The organism is Kaistella sp. SH40-3 (assembly GCF_030686865.1).
Classification (GTDB): Bacteria; Bacteroidota; Bacteroidia; order Flavobacteriales; family Weeksellaceae; genus Kaistella.
Genome location: NZ_JAQYUS010000009.1, coordinates 95,157 through 112,096, shown reverse-complemented (window position 1 = coordinate 112,096; position 16,940 = coordinate 95,157). Strand labels below are relative to the sequence as shown.

The following is a 16,940-nucleotide window of genomic DNA, read 5'->3' as shown; positions in this document are numbered from 1 at the left end:
TTTTCTCCAATAAAACAGTTCCGCGAATGTCATTACTTGAAACTTTTACCCGTCACCGTATCATCATTCAGAAATTACGGATGAAACCCTTTACATTTGAGGAACTCAAAGCCAAACTGAATATAGAATCTGACATTATTGGGGGTAATTATGATATTTCAATACGAACTTTCCAGCGCGATATTCGAGATATATCGCAGTTGTACAGCATCGATATTTCCTACAATAAGTCGACAAAACGATATGAGATTTACTCCGCAGAGGATGATCAATATTCCGAACGGCTTTTTGAAGCGTTTGATGTCTTTCAGGCCCTGAAAGCCCATCAGGAATTCTCGGATTATGTTCAATTTGATACACGAAAACCTGAGGGAACAGGATATATGGCAGACCTCCTTGTTTCAATAAAAGACCGAAAACAAATTCAAGTTACCTACCAGAAGTTTTGGTCTGAGAAACCTGAAATAAGGGTGCTGGAACCTTATCTACTCAAAGAATTTCGCCGGAGATGGTATGTTTTTTCGTATGATTTGAAGGTGAAAGATTTTCGTGTTTTTGGGTTAGACCGAATAAACAACTTGCTGGAAACAGGAGTTAAGTTTCAATACCCACAATCCATCGACCCCAAAGAGCAGTTCAAAGAGGTATTTGGTATTATCGGTTCATCGGCCGATTTTACAGTTCAGGTGGTGACGCTGTCTTTCCGTAAAAGTCCCACAGATACCGTCGATATACCTAATCAGGGCGAATATATCAAATCAATGCCACTCCATGCTTCTCAAGAAATTGTAAAAGATACCCCAGATGAAATAGTGGTAAAAGTTAGTTTGAAACCTAATTGGGAGTTCATCATGGAAATCCTTTCTTATGGCGAATATGTTGAAGTCTTAGAACCTCAATCACTGCGTGTAATTATTCAGCAAAAATTAATGACCACGTTGTCCATTTATAACAAGAAGTAATCTCCGGCATCCATTACACACCGTTTTCTTCAATTTTTATAAACCATATCAGTCTGCGTCATATTTTGTCGTCCTTGAGCGCTATTTTTGCTTCTAACTATTAAAAATTACAGATATGATGACAGAAGAGCAGATTAAAAAATTTTCTTTAATTAATGATAAAATCAGAGCAGAAGAAATCAGGGCAAGGAAATATTTGATCAAACTTTGTGATGTACTTGATTTACAGGTGAAGAACGATTTAATGGATGACTACGAGTACGAAACTCATTTTTCTGTTTTTAGTTATGACGAAGAGTTTTGCCAATCGAGGCGTATAGAAGTAGGAGATCCCTTTTGTCAATCAAATATTTATTCCCTTTCACCCAATGATCCAGAGTTTTTTTATATGGATTGGTTTATACATGGTTGGATGGGATTCGAACAGTTGAAAATCTTTCATTTCGGCTATCTCATGCACTGCCTGATAGACCATAGTGGTCTCTCATTTGAAGAAATTTTGGCAATTGATGATGTGTGGATTGAAATAATTGTGCGTCATCAATTTTTTAAAGATAAAACAGACCTTAACCCTTCTAAAATTATAAATGCAGAATAAATCAATAAAACTTTATCTGGATGATATGCGTTCCACTCCAAAAAATTTTCATCGAGTTTATGATTATGATGAATTTGTGTTATTTGTCAATGCTCACGGCCTTCCAGCTTTTATAAGTTTCGATCACGATTGGGGTTTGGGAAAAACAGGTTACGATTGTGCAAAGTTTTTGGTTGACTACTGCCTCGATAATAAGATAAATACAATTAATTTTACGGTTCACAGTCAGAATCCGGTCGGTAAAGAAAACATCGAAAAATTACTTAGTAACTTTAATAAGTTAAAATTTTTTGTTCATATCCATCGCTTTCCCATGTTCCTCCAGTAACTGTCCGGTGGAGCCGTACAGTCACTGAGCCTGTCCTGAGCCCGCCGAAGGATCACCGCGCGCAGCAGAATGCCGGTACATCGGGATTGCGTTATTGAATTTTAGTTCCGGTGTACCGTCATACAGCTGCCTTTCCCAACGCTTGCCACCGCTTTGAATTATCGTCTTCGAAATAAAACAGGTTAAAAAAAAACAATCTCGCCGGTTATCAATCGGAAGACCCGACCATCGAAAAAAATAAAAAAAAGAAAGTAAAGGTATACCGTCAGGAAAATGTGCTGTCAATATCAAGCCCTGGCGGGTTTTTTGCAAAAAATATAGCCGTCTAAAATACTACGTCTATATTTTTTGCAAAAAAATATTGCATCGCATTTTCCTTCCAGAAGGGTATTGCACTTTCTTTTTTTTCCTTTTTTCTTTTGAAAAATTTTCAACGAAAGATCGTTACCAAATCCAAAGTTTAGCTTTAAGAAAGTACAGTCTGGAATTCCAATCAGTTTGGTAAATCCAATTTCTAAATGTAAATTTTTAATTTATGTCTCCTACTTAAAGGCTGTTCAACCGACCCTTAAAGGCTATATATTCCACCTAATTAAACAGACCGAAGCAACATAAAGCAAAACACAGAAAAACCTGCCTAAAAGACAGGTTCTCACAAATAACCAAATTACACAAACAGTCTTTAACCAGCCTATCAGGTGTGTTTTATTTGAAGTTTTCGCCAGGTTTGGAAACGTTTTTTCCGTATTCTTCTGAACTGACAGCGGTCTGACTGACCGCACCGATGATGGTTCCACCCAAAAACAAATAGCCGCCTATAGAAATAATTCCTGCAGGTAAAGAAACTGGAGAAGCAATCAGAGCACCACCAACGGCAGAGAGGGTAAGACCCAGATTTCGCATAATCCTAAACCATTTTGGTGTAGGTGCTTGCATTCTTCTGACTAGATTTAGATTTCTATTTTTCATAGTCTTGATTTTTAATTTGTGTAAATTCAATTTTGTTAATCCTTTGTTCTAAATATTCGACTTTTTGATTTAGAAGTTCATGACCATTCTTAAACTCTGATTTGATCAGTAGGGCAGTAGTTTTGACTTCTGTCAGATTTTCTCCCATCTTTCGGAAATCATTGTGAAGCTGCCGTATAAAAAAAGCAACAACTGCCAAAAGAACACTACTTGTAAAGCCAAAGAAGATGCTTACTGTAATTTCATTTTCCATCATTTCATGTTTTTAAAATTGGAAAATATTTTCAATCACAATACCAGAATCCTTGCTTTTTGTAATGGATAAAAGTTTTGGATAAATCATTTTGTAAGCATCAGTGCTTTGCAATACCTGAAAATCGCCATCTTTTTTAATCCAGGAAAGACCGCAAAGTGGACAACCTGCGGTTTCGCTGATTACATTTCCGATATGAATGTAAACTGCGCTGAAAGTGGGAAGTCCGGCAATCTCAATCATGCCTTTATGATTGGTGCCAAATTTTTGTGAATATTTGGTGTTCATTCCGCCAACCGTATTAACCTTTAAAGCAAATGATCCAATAGGAATAGCAGTTTGTTTCATGATTTTTACTTGTCGGATTTTATCCTCCAATAAAAAACACTGGAAAATACCATCGATATATAAATGGGAAAGAGTGCTGTTTTTGCCTTCGGCAACTCTAATTATTTTTGTTCTCATTGTGTTGTATTTAAAATGTTGAGTACACTATTTAAATTGATTCAATCAAAAAAGCCTTCTCTTTTGAAGAAGGCTTTGAAAGATTTATTATTAAAATACTTCTTCGATACGCAAACAGTTTCCACTGGCAAACGGATAATATTGGCCGTTGACTTCCTGATAAAACTCGATGCCAATACACTGAACTACTGAAACGTCAGCACCTAGTACGGGAACACCAGGAAGTGCTGCATTGATTGTTGCTCCGGCATAAGATGCATTCATGGGAATGTATGTTGAGTAAGCAATATAACTCAATTCATTATTCACGTTGTCATCCGGATCATAAGTTCCGGTAGTTGGATTGTATGAAAAATCAGACAGGACTGCCAATGCATGCAGAATGCGGAAGTGAGTTGCCCCTCCGGGAGCAGAAATCATTTCAACGGGATTAAATGCAGGAAGAATCAAATCGCCCTCATTTCTATCTACGGTATGATTAACGTCGTAAGGCGCGTTAAAAACACCATTGATGGAAATGTTTTTATCGAACTCGAATCCTTCAAGGTATTTTCTTTGCGAAGAAATTTCAATCTTACGGTAACCTCGGGCTTCAGTTCCATCTTCCAGATTGATTTTCTTCATTACTGAAGTTAATCTTCCGGTAACCTGCGGATCCGTAAACGTTCCCATTAGTGAGGAAAGAGCCGTTCTAAGAGATTTTCCTGCTTTTGCACTGCCTCCGAACTCATTCATGTTTTCACGGGTTCTTTCGAACTCTGGTGCAGTTTTAACCTGCTGCGCAGTAGGACCACCTACCATTCCAGCGAAAAATCCTCGCTGACCTTTAATTTTGAAGTGTCTCACGTCGCCAATTGTGCCAACGTATTTCATAAGACCTTTTTGTCTTGCCATTGTTTTAAGTTTTTAAATTGAGAAAAGATAGTATAACACTGTTGTCTAGACTATTACAAATTTCAATCATTGTCTTTATAAAAACAATAGATAAAATACTGTAAACCAATGAAATACAACGCAAATACACCAAATGGAACAGAAACTGAGAGTAGTACCGCCGAACATCCTTCTGCGAAATATTTTAGAATCCCCAACATAAGAACAGAAACTTTCTGGCTCATCGAAAGAGTGCTGGACGGTGACAGTTTAATTGTAAAAGAAGAATTTGGTCAATACCAAAAAGAAATAAGATTGTACGGCCTCGATGCGCCCGAAATACACCGGAACAGAAAGATCCGTGAAGATGAAGCCAAGAGTCATATTCCTGCGAGCCTATTACTTCAATATGGTCGGATGAGTTTAGATTATCTGCTGCAAGTAGCACCTCCGGCAACCAGGGTAACAATCTTAACAGAAAAGGAAAATCAGTTGGACTTTTGGAAGCGCCAATTAGGCTATATCATTCTACCTTCGGGCGAATGTTTGAATGAATTATTAATAAAAAACGGGTGGGCAAAACCCAGCAGTTCATACTATTGCTTTAGTTTGCATTACTTTCAGGAATTGAGTACTTTAGCGAGAAGAAATGACGCAGGAATCTACAGCTTTAATAAAACATTTTAAAAAGTTGTACTCATGTTGTACTAAGCAAAATAAAAAAGTAAGTGAACCCAGTAATTTAGGTAGTTTACCGAGAATTGTTTTATTTTGTACAAAATTACTAAAAATACCTCAATTTCCCATACAATGAATATAGAAAAGCAAATTTCAGGACTTTGCAAACTTAGCGCATATATTAAAGAGTTTTTAGAAAAAAGACCTGAGAATTTTAATGAAGATGACGAAATATTTGCTGGTGTTTTGCAAAAATCGGAAAATGAAAATTCATGGTTCACGCCCGAAAACCAAAAAATTGCTTTAAATCAATGGGCGGATTTATTAAATGAAAACAATATAAAAAAATGGCTTTCTGAATATCAAACTTCCAGATCTCCAAAAAGAGTAGGATTAATTTTAGCAGGAAATATTCCCTTGGTAGGATTTCACGATGTGATTTCTGTGATTCTAAGCCAGCATATTCCGGTGATTAAAATGTCCTCAAAAGACAAAACAATGCTGCCTTTTTTATTGAGTAAATGGAATGAGTTCTCCGGCGGAAATATTATTTATGAATTTACAGAGCGTTTAAAGGATTTTGATGCGGTAATTGCTACAGGAAGTAATAATACGGCGAGATACTTAGAATATTATTTTAAAGATTCACTAAGCATTATCCGCAAAAACAGAACGTCAGTCGCTGTGGTGAAAGGCGATGAAACTATAGAAGAATTAGAGTTATTAGCCGAAGATATTTTCCGTTATTTTGGATTGGGTTGTCGAAATGTAACCCGACTTTTTATTCCTCAAGATTTTTTAATTGATAAAATATTTGAAAGTTTCCTGAATTTTAAAAACGTCATTAATCATCACAAATACGCGAACAATTACGAATATAACCGTGCAATTTATTTATTAAATGCCGACCAGTTTTGGGACAATAACTTTGTAATGCTTAAGGAAGATGAAGCCTTGTTCTCGCCACTTTCTGTATTGAATTTCACTCGTTATAATGATCTTGAAGAAGTGCGAAGTTTCATTAATGAAAATGACAAAAACATTCAGACAATCGTGGCAAAAGCAGAATTAGGATTCGACTCCATCAACTTTGGTGAAACACAAAATCCAAGTTTGGATACTTATGCTGATAAGGTGGATACGATGAAGTTTTTAGAAGTCCTCTAAAAATTAAAATCTCGATTTTTTCGGATTTAAATACGTTTTAAATATCATCACATTTTGACCGAATTCTTTTAGGATTCGGTCGGTGATATTGCTTAATTCAATTTCTACAAAATCCTGGCGTTTTTCCTCATTGTCAAAAATCAAAAGGAGATTGGTATTTTGACCTTCACTGATCATTTCGGTTTCCACTTCAGACATGATGTATTTTTCTACATCAATTAGATTTTCAACCATTTGATGAAGATCTGTTTCCATGTATTGAATCCACTCTTTACTAATGCTTTCGGTGGTGTGAAAAGTGATGCTTAAAAGGCTCATTTTTTTAACTTTTTTTATTATTCTTTGATGAATTTCTTGCGCAAAAATCGGTAATTTTTTCGTAATTTAGCACGTTATTAATATTAGAAGAGTAAGAAAGATCAGGCGAAATTATAACTGCTTGATTTTCATTTTATTAAAAAAGATATATGCATACAGAAGGAGAAAGGTTAATTCCTATCAACATTGTTGATGAAATGAAATCCTCTTATATCGATTATTCGATGTCGGTAATTGTTTCCAGAGCGTTACCCGATGTAAGAGATGGCTTGAAGCCGGTTCACAGAAGAGTTCTTTACGGGATGTACGGACTCAACGTTTTTTCAAATAGAAAACATTTAAAATCAGCGAGAATCGTAGGAGATGTTCTCGGTAAGTATCACCCACACGGTGATACCTCCGTTTACGACGCTATGGTGAGAATGGCGCAGCCTTGGAGTTTGCGTTATGAACTGGTAGACGGTCAGGGTAACTTTGGGTCTGTAGATGGCGATCCGCCCGCAGCAATGCGTTATACGGAAGCAAGAATGAAAAAGATTTCTGATGAAATTTTAGCAGATCTTGATAAAGATACCGTTGATTTTCAGAATAACTTTGATGATTCAATGACGGAACCTACCGTTATGCCAACGAAAATCCCTAATCTTTTGGTGAATGGAACTTCGGGTATTGCAGTTGGTATGGCGACCAATATGGCACCGCATAACCTGTCAGAATCAATTGATGCGATCTGTGCCTATATTGATAATCCTGAAATCACGATTGATGAGTTAATGCAACACATCATCGCGCCCGATTTCCCAACGGGTGGAATCATTTATGGTTATGACGGTGTTCGTGATGCATTACATACTGGACGTGGGAGAGTTGTTCTTCGTGCGAAAGTAGGTTTCGAAGAAATTGGAAACAGAAATGCAATCATCGTTACTGAGATTCCTTATCAGGTAAACAAGGCCGACATGATTGCCAGAACCGCAGAACTGGTTAAGGACGAGAAAATCCCGGGAATCTTTGAAATCCGTGATGAGTCTGACAGACAGGGAATGCGTATTGTTTATGAATTAAAAAATGACGCGATACCGAATGTAGTTTTGAATATGCTTTATAAATATACTGCATTACAGACTTCATTCAGTGTTAATAATATTGCCTTGGTTAAAGGGCGTCCGGTTCAGTTAAATGTGAAGGATTTAATTCTGCATTTCGTAGAACACAGACACGAAATAATCGTTCGCAGAACCAAATACGATTTAAGAAAAGCCAGAGAAAGAGCGCATATTCTCGAAGGTTTCATGAAAGTGATTGGAACACAAGATGACTTAGATAAAGCAATTGCGATTATCCGTCACAGTTCTAATCCAGCCGAGGCGAAAGAAGGTTTGATGAAAGAATTTGATCTTTCTGAAATCCAGGCACAAGCGATCTTAGATTTAAGATTGGCCCGTTTAACAGGAATGGAACTCGACAAAATCCGTGCGGAATACGACGAGATCATGGCGTTAATTAATGACTTGGAAGATATTTTGGCGAATGAACCAAGAAGATACCAGATCATTAAAGACGAAATGTTAGAGATGAAAGAAAAATACGGCGACGAAAGACGTACGGAAATTGATTATTCAGGAGGCGAAATGTCTATTGAAGATTTAATTCCAGACGAAAAAGTAGTGCTTACCATTTCTCATGCAGGATATATTAAAAGGACTTCGCTTTCAGAATACAAAGTACAGAGTAGAGGTGGTGTAGGAAACCGTGCAGCAACAACCAGAGATGAAGACTTCCTGGAATATATTGTAGCGGCGACCAATCACCAGTACATGCTATTCTTCACCGAAAAAGGAAAATGTTTCTGGCTAAGAGTATTTGAAATTCCGGAAGGCTCTAAGATTTCCAAAGGTAGAGCGGTTCAGAATCTAATTAACATCGAACCGGATGATAAGATTAAAGCCTACATCAGAACCAATGATTTAAAGGATCAGGAATATATTAATAAAATGAACGTTGTGATGATTACCAAAAACGGAACTATCAAGAAAACTTCATTAGAAGCCTATTCAAGACCGAGAACAAATGGGGTAAATGCCATTGAAATTAGAGAAAACGATCAACTTTTAGGGGCGAGATTAACAGATGGGAATTCTGAAATTATGATTGCAACCAAAAACGGTAAATGTATCCGATTCCCAGAAGAAAAAGCCAGAGCAGTTGGACGTGGTTCCATCGGTGTTCGTGGTATTTCTTTGGACGAAGGTGATGAAGTTATTGGAATGATTGTTGTGAACGATGTGGAGAATGAAACGGTATTAGTGGTATCTGAACGTGGTTACGGTAAACGTACCGCAGTAGAAGATTACCGAGTTACCAACCGTGGAGGAAAAGGAGTTATTACTCTTAACATTACTGAAAAAACAGGACATCTTATCGCAATTCAAATGGTAACCGACGATGATGGTTTAATGATCATTAACAAATCCGGTGTTGCAATTAGAATGGGAATGGATGAAATGCGTGTGATGGGTCGTAATACACAAGGAGTGAAAGTAATCAACCTGAAAAAGAATGATGAAATCGCTGCCATAGCAAAAGTTGAAATGGACAAAGAGGTGATCGTGGAAGAAGAGGATATCGAAGAAGGTGAAATCATCGAAGGTTCAGAAGGCGAGGAAGCAACTCCAGTTGCTGATGCAGACTTAACTATTGAAACTGACACGAATCAAACCGACGAAAATACAGATTCTGAAGACGAGTCTGCTGAATAATAAATCAACCAAATTTTAAATTAAAATAAAATGAAAAAAATATTTTTAAGCGCAGCAATGCTAACCGTTGCCTTCGCATTTGGACAAAAGAAGGAAATCGCAGCAGCGGTTAAGGCAATTGATGCTGGAGATGTTTCTGGTACCAATGCACAAATTGCACAGGCAGAAAGTGCGATGGGTAATAAAACCTATCTTTTGGAGCCTGCTGTTCTAGAGCAATATTATTATGCAAAAGGATTGGCCCTTTTAAAATCAGGTAAAACTGCTGAAGGTGCATCTTATTTAGCGAAAATCAATGATTTGGCAAAAAACAAAATATTTGTCGGAAAAGATTCTTCAAAAAATAAAGTATACTATGTTGGTAAAACTGCGGCTGATGAATCGGGCGTACAAGGTTTGAAAGAGGAATCTTTCGTACCGAATCTAACCAATAAATTAAGTGGTGCGGTTAATCCGGTCCTTCAGGCTGCTAATAAATCTGCGTTTGATGCATTTGAAGGGAAGAACTTTGAAGTTGCAGGAAAGAAATTTGAGGAAACCTATAATTTGTTAAAAGCACTTGGAACGGATGATCAAACTCTTCTGCTGAATGCTGCAGTGGCCTATTCAAAAGGCGAAAAAATGGACGAAGCCATCAACATGTATAATAAATTAATTCAATCTGGCTATACTGGCGTTGGTAAAACATACACCGCTAAAAACAAGAAAACAGGCGCGGTTGAAAGTATGCAAAAAACAGATTATGAAATTTATCAAAAAATGGGAGCGGCTTCCGATTATACAGATTTCAAAATTGAAACTTCACCAAGTATCGAAAAGCAATTGTATCTAACTAACGCTGATAATTTATATAAAGCAAAACGTTATGAGGAAGCGATTAAACTTGCTGATGAAGGTTTAAAGAAATTCCCAAATGACGAAGTTTTAACCAATGTTAAAGGACTTTCTTATTTTAATTCAGGAAAATCTGCTGAGTTTATCCAAATTCTTCAGGATAAGGTGAAGAAAAATCCTAATGATTATGAAAGTTGGTTTAACTTAGGAATCATGCAGAAAAATGATCCGGCATTAGCAAAAGATGCTAAATCATCATTTGAGAAAGCGGTAGAAGTAAAGCCTGATTATGTTCCTGCTTACCAAAATCTTGCTTTTTTAATGATGGGTGACGATGCTAAAGCAATTGATGATTATAACGCATTTAGAAAAGCACAGAAAATCGAAGAGGCAAATAAAGTCATGGCCGCCAGAAGAGCAAGATTGGCTTCGGCCCTACCTTACGCAGAAAAATGGTATCAATATGACTCCAACAATTTAGATGCGGTTAGTCTCTTAAAAGGCTTGTACATGTCAACTAAAAATGATGCGAAATACCAGGAACTTAAAGTAAAAGAAGACGCTTTGAAAGCTGCTCAAAAATAAAACTTTAGATACCTCAATTTAATTAAGTATATCGAATTCATTTTCGATATACTTTTTTTTTTACGGAGTAGAAAGTATTTTAGTAAAACTTTAGCATTCAGTTTTTTTTAAACTCTTAATTTCTTCGTAAATTCACAACCAAATATATATAGCATGACTTCATCAGAAAAAATAGTGGCGCTTCGCCAAAAAATGTCAGAAAATAATATAGATGCTTTTATTGTTTATTCTGCAGACCCTCACATGAGCGAATATTTACCCGCAGAATGGCAAGAAAGATCATGGCTTTCAGGATTTACAGGTTCGGCTGGCTTCGTGGTTATTACCCATGACAAAGCAGGTTTATGGACCGACGGAAGATATTTTGTACAGGCGCCCATTGAATTAAAAGATTCCGGAATTGCTTTAATGAAAGATGGAATGGAAGGAACGCCCAATTATATCGACTGGATTAATTCAGAAATTACCGAAGGTGGAACGGTGGCCGTAAATGCTATCGCAACTTCCCACGCGAACTGGAAACTGTTATCCGAAAAACTTTCTGCGAAAGGAAACAAATTGGTCGATTTGCCTTTGTTAAAAGAAATTTGGAAAGATAGAAATACCAACGCACAGAAAAATCCGGTATTTGTACAGCCGGTTGAAAGAGCCGGAAAATCGGTGACTCAAAAACTTGCTGACATTAGAACTAAAATGGAAGAATTGGGAGCATCAACTCACATTATTTCAAGTTTGGATGATGTGGCCTGGACCCTCAATTTACGAGGAAGTGATGTAGAAGCAAATCCCGTATTTTTAGGTTATGTTATTTTAACTAAAAATGAGGCAAAACTATTTGTTGATCTGGAAAAACTCGAGGTTGAAGCCAGAAAACAAATGGATGATTCCGGAGTTAAAATGCTACCGTATGAGGAATTCTACAATGAATTAAAAAATATTAATAATGAGCAAATATTGATTTCACCGAATGGAAATCAATCTGTTTTCGAAGCGTTGAAAGACAGCAACACTTTCATTAAAGCACCCGTTCCGGGAAATTTAATGAAAGCCATTAAAAACGAAACTGAAATCCAGGGTTTCAGAACTGTGATGCAGCGAGATGGAGTAGCCATGGTGAAATTCCTTTACTGGCTTACTCATCAAGCCGGAAAAGAACCGATGACCGAGTTTTCTATCGGTGAAAAATTAAGAGGTTTCCGCGCAGAAGGTAAAAATTTTGTGGGTGAAAGTTTCGGCAGTATCGTGGGTTACAAAGAGAACGGGGCGATCATGCATTACTCCGCAAAAAGCGAAGGCAGTAAAGAAGTTACTAATGAAGCCACAATCCTTGTAGATTCTGGTGGACAATATTTAGAAGGAACCACTGATATCACTAGAACGGTAGCATTGGGGACCCCTTCGGCAGAATTCAAAGAAAACTGTACTTTGGCTTTAAAAGGATTGATTCAACTGTCCATGGTAAAATTCCCGAAAGGTACTCGTGGCGTTCAGTTAGATGCGTTTGCGAGAATGGCACTTTGGAAGGAAGGAAAGGATTACAACCACGGAACCGGACATGGCGTAGGTAGTTTTATGAATGTTCATGAAGGTCCGCAGAACATCAGAAAAGATATGAATCCGCAGGAATTAATTCCGGGTATGGTTTTGTCTAATGAACCTGGTTTTTACTACGATTACCACTATGGAATCCGTCATGAAAACCTCATCGCGGTCAGAGAATTAGAAACTACTGATTTCGGAACATTCTATGATTTTGAAACATTAACAATTTGTCCGTTTGACAAGAATGTAATCGCCACCGAATTATTAACGCAGCCAGAAAAAGACTGGTTAAATAATTACCACAGTTGGTGTAAAGAAAAACTGGAAAATGATTTACAGGGCGAAGTCAAAGACTGGTTCTTAGAATTGGTTGAGCCGATATAAAAACTAAAAGTGCAGCATTCTCGCTGCACTTTTTTTATTTGGTATGACGTTATTTTTTCCTGGAATGTTCCACTGTAAAACCGTCGTGAGCGATATATAGCGTTTCTGTGGCAATCTGCGAATCATTGCTGATAAGAACAGGACCGTAATATTTGGACGGAAAACAGTTTAACGCTCTCCAAGTAATAACAGGCAAAAGATTCTCATCCAGTAAAAAAATTTCAATAGTTCGTCGTTCTACCGTGCCAAAATTCCGCGTGGTAATCCAGTCATAAAAGTCATTGTCGCCCAGGTTAATATTTCTTTTAAAAATGATTTCAGGAAAAGTTTTTAAACCCGGAATTTTAATTGGACTGTCAACCTTCGAATTTCCCTCTCGCATAGGGATGATATCAATTGAAATGTCTAATCCTGAAATTTCCAGAAAATCCTCTCTTTTACCACCCCATTTGGCCAAAAAATGATACTGATTAATAAGTTGTTGTGCCATGATTATTTGTTTTAGTTAAAGATAAAGTTAGTTGTTTTTTGTGAGTTTTTTGATTATTCCGTTTTTCTTGAATTAAAGAGAAGCAAGTCAAAATAAAAAATGCCCCAAACTTTAAATAATTTGAGGCAGTTATAATTCGAAAGAGAATCTCTATTTTTTTAACCAGTTGATTTCGTGAATCTTTTTAATTTCTCCCAATAAATCACCTTTTGCCGGACCACGAACTTCTACATTTTTAATAATATCTTCAACAGGTAGGAAATTAATAGGCGCAGAAGGAAGATTAAAATCCGTTTGCCATTCTCCCAACTGTTTTGCCGAACTCAAATAAACCAAAGTTCCCAAACCAACCCAGCCATGCGCCGCTGAGCACATCGGACAATGTTCACCTGTTGTATACATGGTAGTTTTAGTTCTTTCTTCCTTTGATAAATTCTCTGCAGCCCAATATGCCAAATCGATTTCTGGATGAGCCAGAATCGTTTTTTCATTCACACGGTTTCGCGCTTCTGCAATAATTCTCCCGTCTTCACTCACCAAAACAGAACCGAATGCTTCATCACCCGCTTCTACAGATTCGTTCGCCAGTTCCAAACACCTTCTTAAATATTTCTCGTCCGTTTGTTTTAATTGTTGAACCATTGTTTCAAATTTTGAAATTTTCAAATCACCACATCAACTACTTCCAAATCCTTTCAATAAAACCCAAAGCATTCTGATGACTTATTTTGTTTTTCTGTTCAGCGCCAAATTGATTTTCCAAACCTTTATTTATTTCCAGGTAGCAACCCGCATTATCATGCTCTTTAAAATAAAACGGGATTCTCGATTTATCGGGATGATCTTTCGTGTAAAAGTAATCAGCACCGTAACAGATTGCATTTTCACCGCCCAAACTAATTCCGTGTGCGACGTGTTCTTCCAAAGCACTTGCATTTTCTGGATTCACAAAAGCGCGAACAAAGTTCAATCCGATCAGTCCTTTTTGATGGATGATTTCTTTTGCGACATCATCGGGTAAATTGCGTTTGTGATTATAAACCGGACGGTAATTAGAATGACTCGCCATAATGGGAACGTTGATGTTTTCTTTTGAAATATAATTCAAAATATCATACGCCAAAGCATCACTCGTATGCGAAAAATCGATGGCAATGTTGCGGGTATGCATATAATCGATTAAGGCTTTTCCGTCGTTTTTTAAGCCGGCAGTAGAAGAGTTACCGCCACCAAATCTGTTTTCTGCGTGATGCGTGAATCCAATATATAGAATCGAACCTGCGTTTTCAATGATTTTTTCTAAGTTTTCAAAGCCTTCTTTCAAAGAAATAGTCTCATCACAAAATGCCGAACCACTTTCTACAGAAGCCAGCATTCCAATATTATCGTTGGTAGCGAAAGTGGCTAAATGCTCTTTTTCAAAACGGTATAATTCATTTTCGTCCTTATTTAAATTTTTGAAAATCTCACTTTGCTTTAATCCAAATTCGTGATTCTTGTTTTCTACTGGTGCAAAAATCGCCATGATTTGTAATTTTATATATCCTTCTTTTAAATAGGGAACTGCACAACCGACCTCTTCGGTATTGTAAATGCTGGAATTTGGTCGGGTAAGATAACTGAGTAAATCGCAGTGTAAATCGATTATGGGTTGATTCATAAGGTCTTTTATTTTTTTAGATATGCTTTCTCGTCGGTTTCGGAAAAGAATTTGGTATTATTTAATTGTACTAAAATACCACTTTTGAAATAATCGGTTTTTTTTGTGATTCGAAATTTTTTTTCACGCAAAGCCGCAAGAAGGTTTCCTCTCTTCTAAAGGACGAGACAAAGATTCTCACTCAAAGAGTCAATGGATTTCATCTTCTCTAAAGCACGAAACAACGTTTATCACGCAAAGGTTTTCATCTTGTCTAAAGGACGAGAAAACGGTTTAATGAACAAAGGATTCCAGAGGAATTATATCTATAAAGCTTTATTAATTAACAATGTTGCGCGTTCCGTAGGAACGCCATCTAAATAAAACAGTTGATCTATTCTATCATCAACAATTTCTTCGCACGATTCAAATCAATTTGATCATTGTCTGATAAATCAATGAAATATTGGGTTTGCCAAATTTGGGTTTTTTGCGCCTGTTTACTGGTGGTTTCATCCCAAATTGGATAAACTCTTATTCCGCGTTTTCCATCTCTGGTTGCGTCTGATAAAACTTTATTGTCGTGCAAAATCTTTCTCGAAAATATAAACAACCCGAATTTGCTCGGCGTTCTGGTAGCAATCAGATAAAAGTCGAATTCATCTGTAATATCAAAAGGTTCCGTAATCCCTTTCTCATTCCTTTTCCAAAGCGTTACAAACTGTCCTGTTTTGGTTGGAGTGATTTTGGCTTTTCGAAATAGGATTTTATATTCATTGAGTTGAAAAGTGTGTGCAGCATATTCCTGGCTTTCTGATTCAGGTTCTATGTTTTTTAAATTGAAGTGACATGGTTTAAAAACCAATTCATCAATTAATTCGAGTTCAGACAGTGCTTTTTTTTCCAAGATTATTTAAATTTTTATTGTTCTTCAATCTTTTTTCTTAACGAATAAAATTCCAATTTTCTTAACGGCTCCGTTTCCTAGGTCAAATTAAAGAACGTTTTCAAATTAGCACATTTTCAAATTCTCAAATTGCCGCATTAGCACATTCTCAAATTAGCATTAATCCATCGTCAGTAGAATCTTCCCAATATGTTCGCTGCTTTCCATTAATCGGTGGGCGTCGGCGGCTTCTTCGAGCGGGAATTTTTTGTAGATGATTGGATGAATCTTTTTGGAATGAAATAGTGGCCAGATGTTTTTTTCGACGTCTTTGGCGATCTGGGTTTTTACTTCGGCGGTTTGGGGTTTTAGAAAACTTCCGGTGAGGGTGAGATTCTTGGCCATAATGGTGCGCAGATTAATTTTCACGTCCATGCTTTTCATACCATTAATGGAACAAAGCCGGCCTTTATTATTCAGGATTTCGAGATTCTTTTGGGTGTAATCTCCACCGACCATATCTAAAATGACATCAATTTTCTCGTCTTTCAGCACTTCTTCGAAAGCATCTTTTTTGTAGTTGATAACTTGATCAACGCCCATTTTTTTAAGGAAATCAATCTTATCTTCACTTCCGGCGGTGGTGTAGGTTTTGCAGCCCCACGCTTTTGCCATTTGCAAACCCACGGTTCCGATGCCGCTGGTTCCGCCGTGGATGAGTAATTTCTCGCCAGGTTGAAGTTTGCCCAAATGAAAGACGTTGAACCACACCGTAAAAACAGTTTCTGGAATTGCCGCAGCGTCGGTTAAACTGATTCCTTCCGGGATCTGAAGACAGTGAGAACTATCGACTGCCACATATTCTGCATAACCGCCGTCTGCAATGAGAGCGCAGACTTTATCGCCGATTTTTTTATCTGTTACGGCTGAACCGATTTCTGTGATTTCACCAGAAACTTCTAAGCCGGGAATTAAAATGGTTGGTGAACCTTTGCCGTAAGTGTCGGTGTTTTTTCGCGTAATAATATCGCTGCGATTGACACCGGCGGCTTTTACTTTAATTAGAACCTGGTTTTCTGCCGGTGTTGGTTTTGGAGTTTCTTGTAGTTGTAAAACTTCGGGTCCACCGGATTTTGTGATATGGATTGCTTTCATTTGAATTCTAAATTAATATTTGAATATTGAGACTTACTTTTATTTAAATTGACAA

At 37.1% G+C, this 16,940-nt stretch carries 19 protein-coding genes; 9 read left to right on the top strand and 10 right to left on the bottom strand.

The genetic code is table 11. The features are described from left to right. Positions 1 to 26 precede the first annotated feature (26 nt). From PUH65_RS13530 to PUH65_RS13520, 3 genes are all read left to right on the top strand, one after another. Positions 27 to 962, top strand: coding sequence for a YafY family protein (locus PUH65_RS13530; RefSeq protein ID WP_305520728.1), 936 nt, complete (start codon positions 27 to 29; stop codon positions 960 to 962). Positions 963 to 1,077: 115 nt separating this feature from the next. Then, the gene (locus PUH65_RS13525; protein WP_290216401.1) at positions 1,078 to 1,560 is read left to right on the top strand and encodes a hypothetical protein; all 483 of its coding nucleotides are present in this window, start codon (positions 1,078 to 1,080) and stop codon (positions 1,558 to 1,560) included. Then, positions 1,550 to 1,888 carry a cyclic-phosphate processing receiver domain-containing protein gene (locus PUH65_RS13520; RefSeq protein WP_290216400.1) on the top strand — a complete coding sequence of 113 codons (339 nt, stop codon included), beginning with the start codon at positions 1,550 to 1,552 and terminating at the stop codon, positions 1,886 to 1,888. Before PUH65_RS13525 ends, PUH65_RS13520 begins: the two co-directional genes overlap by 11 nt. A gap of 705 nt (positions 1,889 to 2,593) precedes the next feature. On the opposite strand, the gene PUH65_RS13515 is transcribed toward PUH65_RS13520, so the two are convergent. The 4 genes from PUH65_RS13515 to PUH65_RS13500 all read right to left on the bottom strand — a co-directional run bounded on the left by PUH65_RS13515 (position 2,594) and on the right by PUH65_RS13500 (position 4,469). Beyond that, on the bottom strand, positions 2,594 to 2,857 hold the full coding sequence (locus PUH65_RS13515; RefSeq protein ID WP_290216398.1) for a hypothetical protein: 264 nt from the start codon (positions 2,855 to 2,857) through the stop codon (positions 2,594 to 2,596). Then, a complete protein-coding gene (locus PUH65_RS13510) occupies positions 2,847 to 3,113 on the bottom strand; it encodes a hypothetical protein (RefSeq protein WP_290216396.1) in 267 nt (88 codons plus the stop codon). The genes PUH65_RS13515 and PUH65_RS13510 overlap by 11 nt, the downstream gene beginning before the upstream one ends. 9 nt (positions 3,114 to 3,122) lie before the next feature. Continuing rightward, positions 3,123 to 3,575 carry a DUF5675 family protein gene (locus PUH65_RS13505; protein WP_305520727.1) on the bottom strand — a complete coding sequence of 151 codons (453 nt, stop codon included), beginning with the start codon at positions 3,573 to 3,575 and terminating at the stop codon, positions 3,123 to 3,125. A 90-nt stretch (positions 3,576 to 3,665) separates the two neighbouring features. Continuing rightward, positions 3,666 to 4,469, bottom strand: coding sequence for a hypothetical protein (locus PUH65_RS13500; protein WP_305520726.1), 804 nt, complete (start codon positions 4,467 to 4,469; stop codon positions 3,666 to 3,668). Positions 4,470 to 4,577: 108 nt separating this feature from the next. Between PUH65_RS13500 and PUH65_RS13495 the strand changes: the two genes are divergently transcribed. Next, a complete protein-coding gene (locus PUH65_RS13495) occupies positions 4,578 to 5,135 on the top strand; it encodes a thermonuclease family protein (RefSeq protein ID WP_305520725.1) in 558 nt (185 codons plus the stop codon). A 123-nt stretch (positions 5,136 to 5,258) separates the two neighbouring features. Then, the gene (locus PUH65_RS13490) at positions 5,259 to 6,293 is read left to right on the top strand and encodes an acyl-CoA reductase (RefSeq protein WP_305520724.1); all 1,035 of its coding nucleotides are present in this window, start codon (positions 5,259 to 5,261) and stop codon (positions 6,291 to 6,293) included. A 3-nt stretch (positions 6,294 to 6,296) separates the two neighbouring features. Here PUH65_RS13490 and PUH65_RS13485 read toward each other — a convergent pair whose 3' ends face one another. Continuing rightward, positions 6,297 to 6,611, bottom strand: coding sequence for a DUF4286 family protein (locus tag PUH65_RS13485; protein ID WP_305520723.1), 315 nt, complete (start codon positions 6,609 to 6,611; stop codon positions 6,297 to 6,299). A gap of 149 nt (positions 6,612 to 6,760) precedes the next feature. Here PUH65_RS13485 and gyrA point away from each other — a divergent pair, with 149 nt between their 5' ends. From gyrA to PUH65_RS13470, 3 genes are all read left to right on the top strand, one after another. Then, positions 6,761 to 9,370 carry a DNA gyrase subunit A gene (gene gyrA, locus PUH65_RS13480; RefSeq protein ID WP_305520722.1) on the top strand — a complete coding sequence of 870 codons (2,610 nt, stop codon included), beginning with the start codon at positions 6,761 to 6,763 and terminating at the stop codon, positions 9,368 to 9,370. A 30-nt stretch (positions 9,371 to 9,400) separates the two neighbouring features. After that, positions 9,401 to 10,789: a M48 family metallopeptidase gene (locus PUH65_RS13475; RefSeq protein WP_305520721.1), complete on the top strand. Its 1,389-nt coding sequence runs from the start codon at positions 9,401 to 9,403 to the stop codon at positions 10,787 to 10,789. Positions 10,790 to 10,942: 153 nt separating this feature from the next. After that, positions 10,943 to 12,715, top strand: coding sequence for an aminopeptidase P family protein (locus tag PUH65_RS13470; RefSeq protein ID WP_305520720.1), 1,773 nt, complete (start codon positions 10,943 to 10,945; stop codon positions 12,713 to 12,715). A gap of 49 nt (positions 12,716 to 12,764) precedes the next feature. On the opposite strand, the gene PUH65_RS13465 is transcribed toward PUH65_RS13470, so the two are convergent. The 3 genes from PUH65_RS13465 to PUH65_RS13455 all read right to left on the bottom strand — a co-directional run bounded on the left by PUH65_RS13465 (position 12,765) and on the right by PUH65_RS13455 (position 14,865). Continuing rightward, complete coding sequence (locus tag PUH65_RS13465; RefSeq protein ID WP_305520719.1) at positions 12,765 to 13,205, bottom strand: phage tail protein; 441 nt, start codon at positions 13,203 to 13,205, stop codon at positions 12,765 to 12,767. A 150-nt stretch (positions 13,206 to 13,355) separates the two neighbouring features. After that, entirely contained in the window at positions 13,356 to 13,847 is a 492-nt protein-coding gene (locus tag PUH65_RS13460) for a nucleoside deaminase (protein WP_305520718.1), read from the bottom strand. A gap of 37 nt (positions 13,848 to 13,884) precedes the next feature. Further along, positions 13,885 to 14,865, bottom strand: a complete 981-nt coding sequence (locus PUH65_RS13455; RefSeq protein WP_305520717.1) for a dipeptidase — start codon at positions 14,863 to 14,865, stop codon at positions 13,885 to 13,887. Positions 14,866 to 15,057: 192 nt separating this feature from the next. Between PUH65_RS13455 and PUH65_RS13450 the strand changes: the two genes are divergently transcribed. Continuing rightward, a complete protein-coding gene (locus PUH65_RS13450) occupies positions 15,058 to 15,228 on the top strand; it encodes a hypothetical protein (protein WP_305520716.1) in 171 nt (56 codons plus the stop codon). 10 nt (positions 15,229 to 15,238) lie between these two features. Here PUH65_RS13450 and PUH65_RS13445 read toward each other — a convergent pair whose 3' ends face one another. Both PUH65_RS13445 and PUH65_RS13440 read right to left on the bottom strand, forming a co-directional pair. Continuing rightward, a complete protein-coding gene (locus PUH65_RS13445; RefSeq protein ID WP_305520715.1) occupies positions 15,239 to 15,751 on the bottom strand; it encodes a MepB family protein in 513 nt (170 codons plus the stop codon). 159 nt (positions 15,752 to 15,910) lie between these two features. Continuing rightward, the gene (locus PUH65_RS13440) at positions 15,911 to 16,885 is read right to left on the bottom strand and encodes an NAD(P)H-quinone oxidoreductase (RefSeq protein WP_305520714.1); all 975 of its coding nucleotides are present in this window, start codon (positions 16,883 to 16,885) and stop codon (positions 15,911 to 15,913) included. Positions 16,886 to 16,940: the final 55 nt, after the last annotated feature.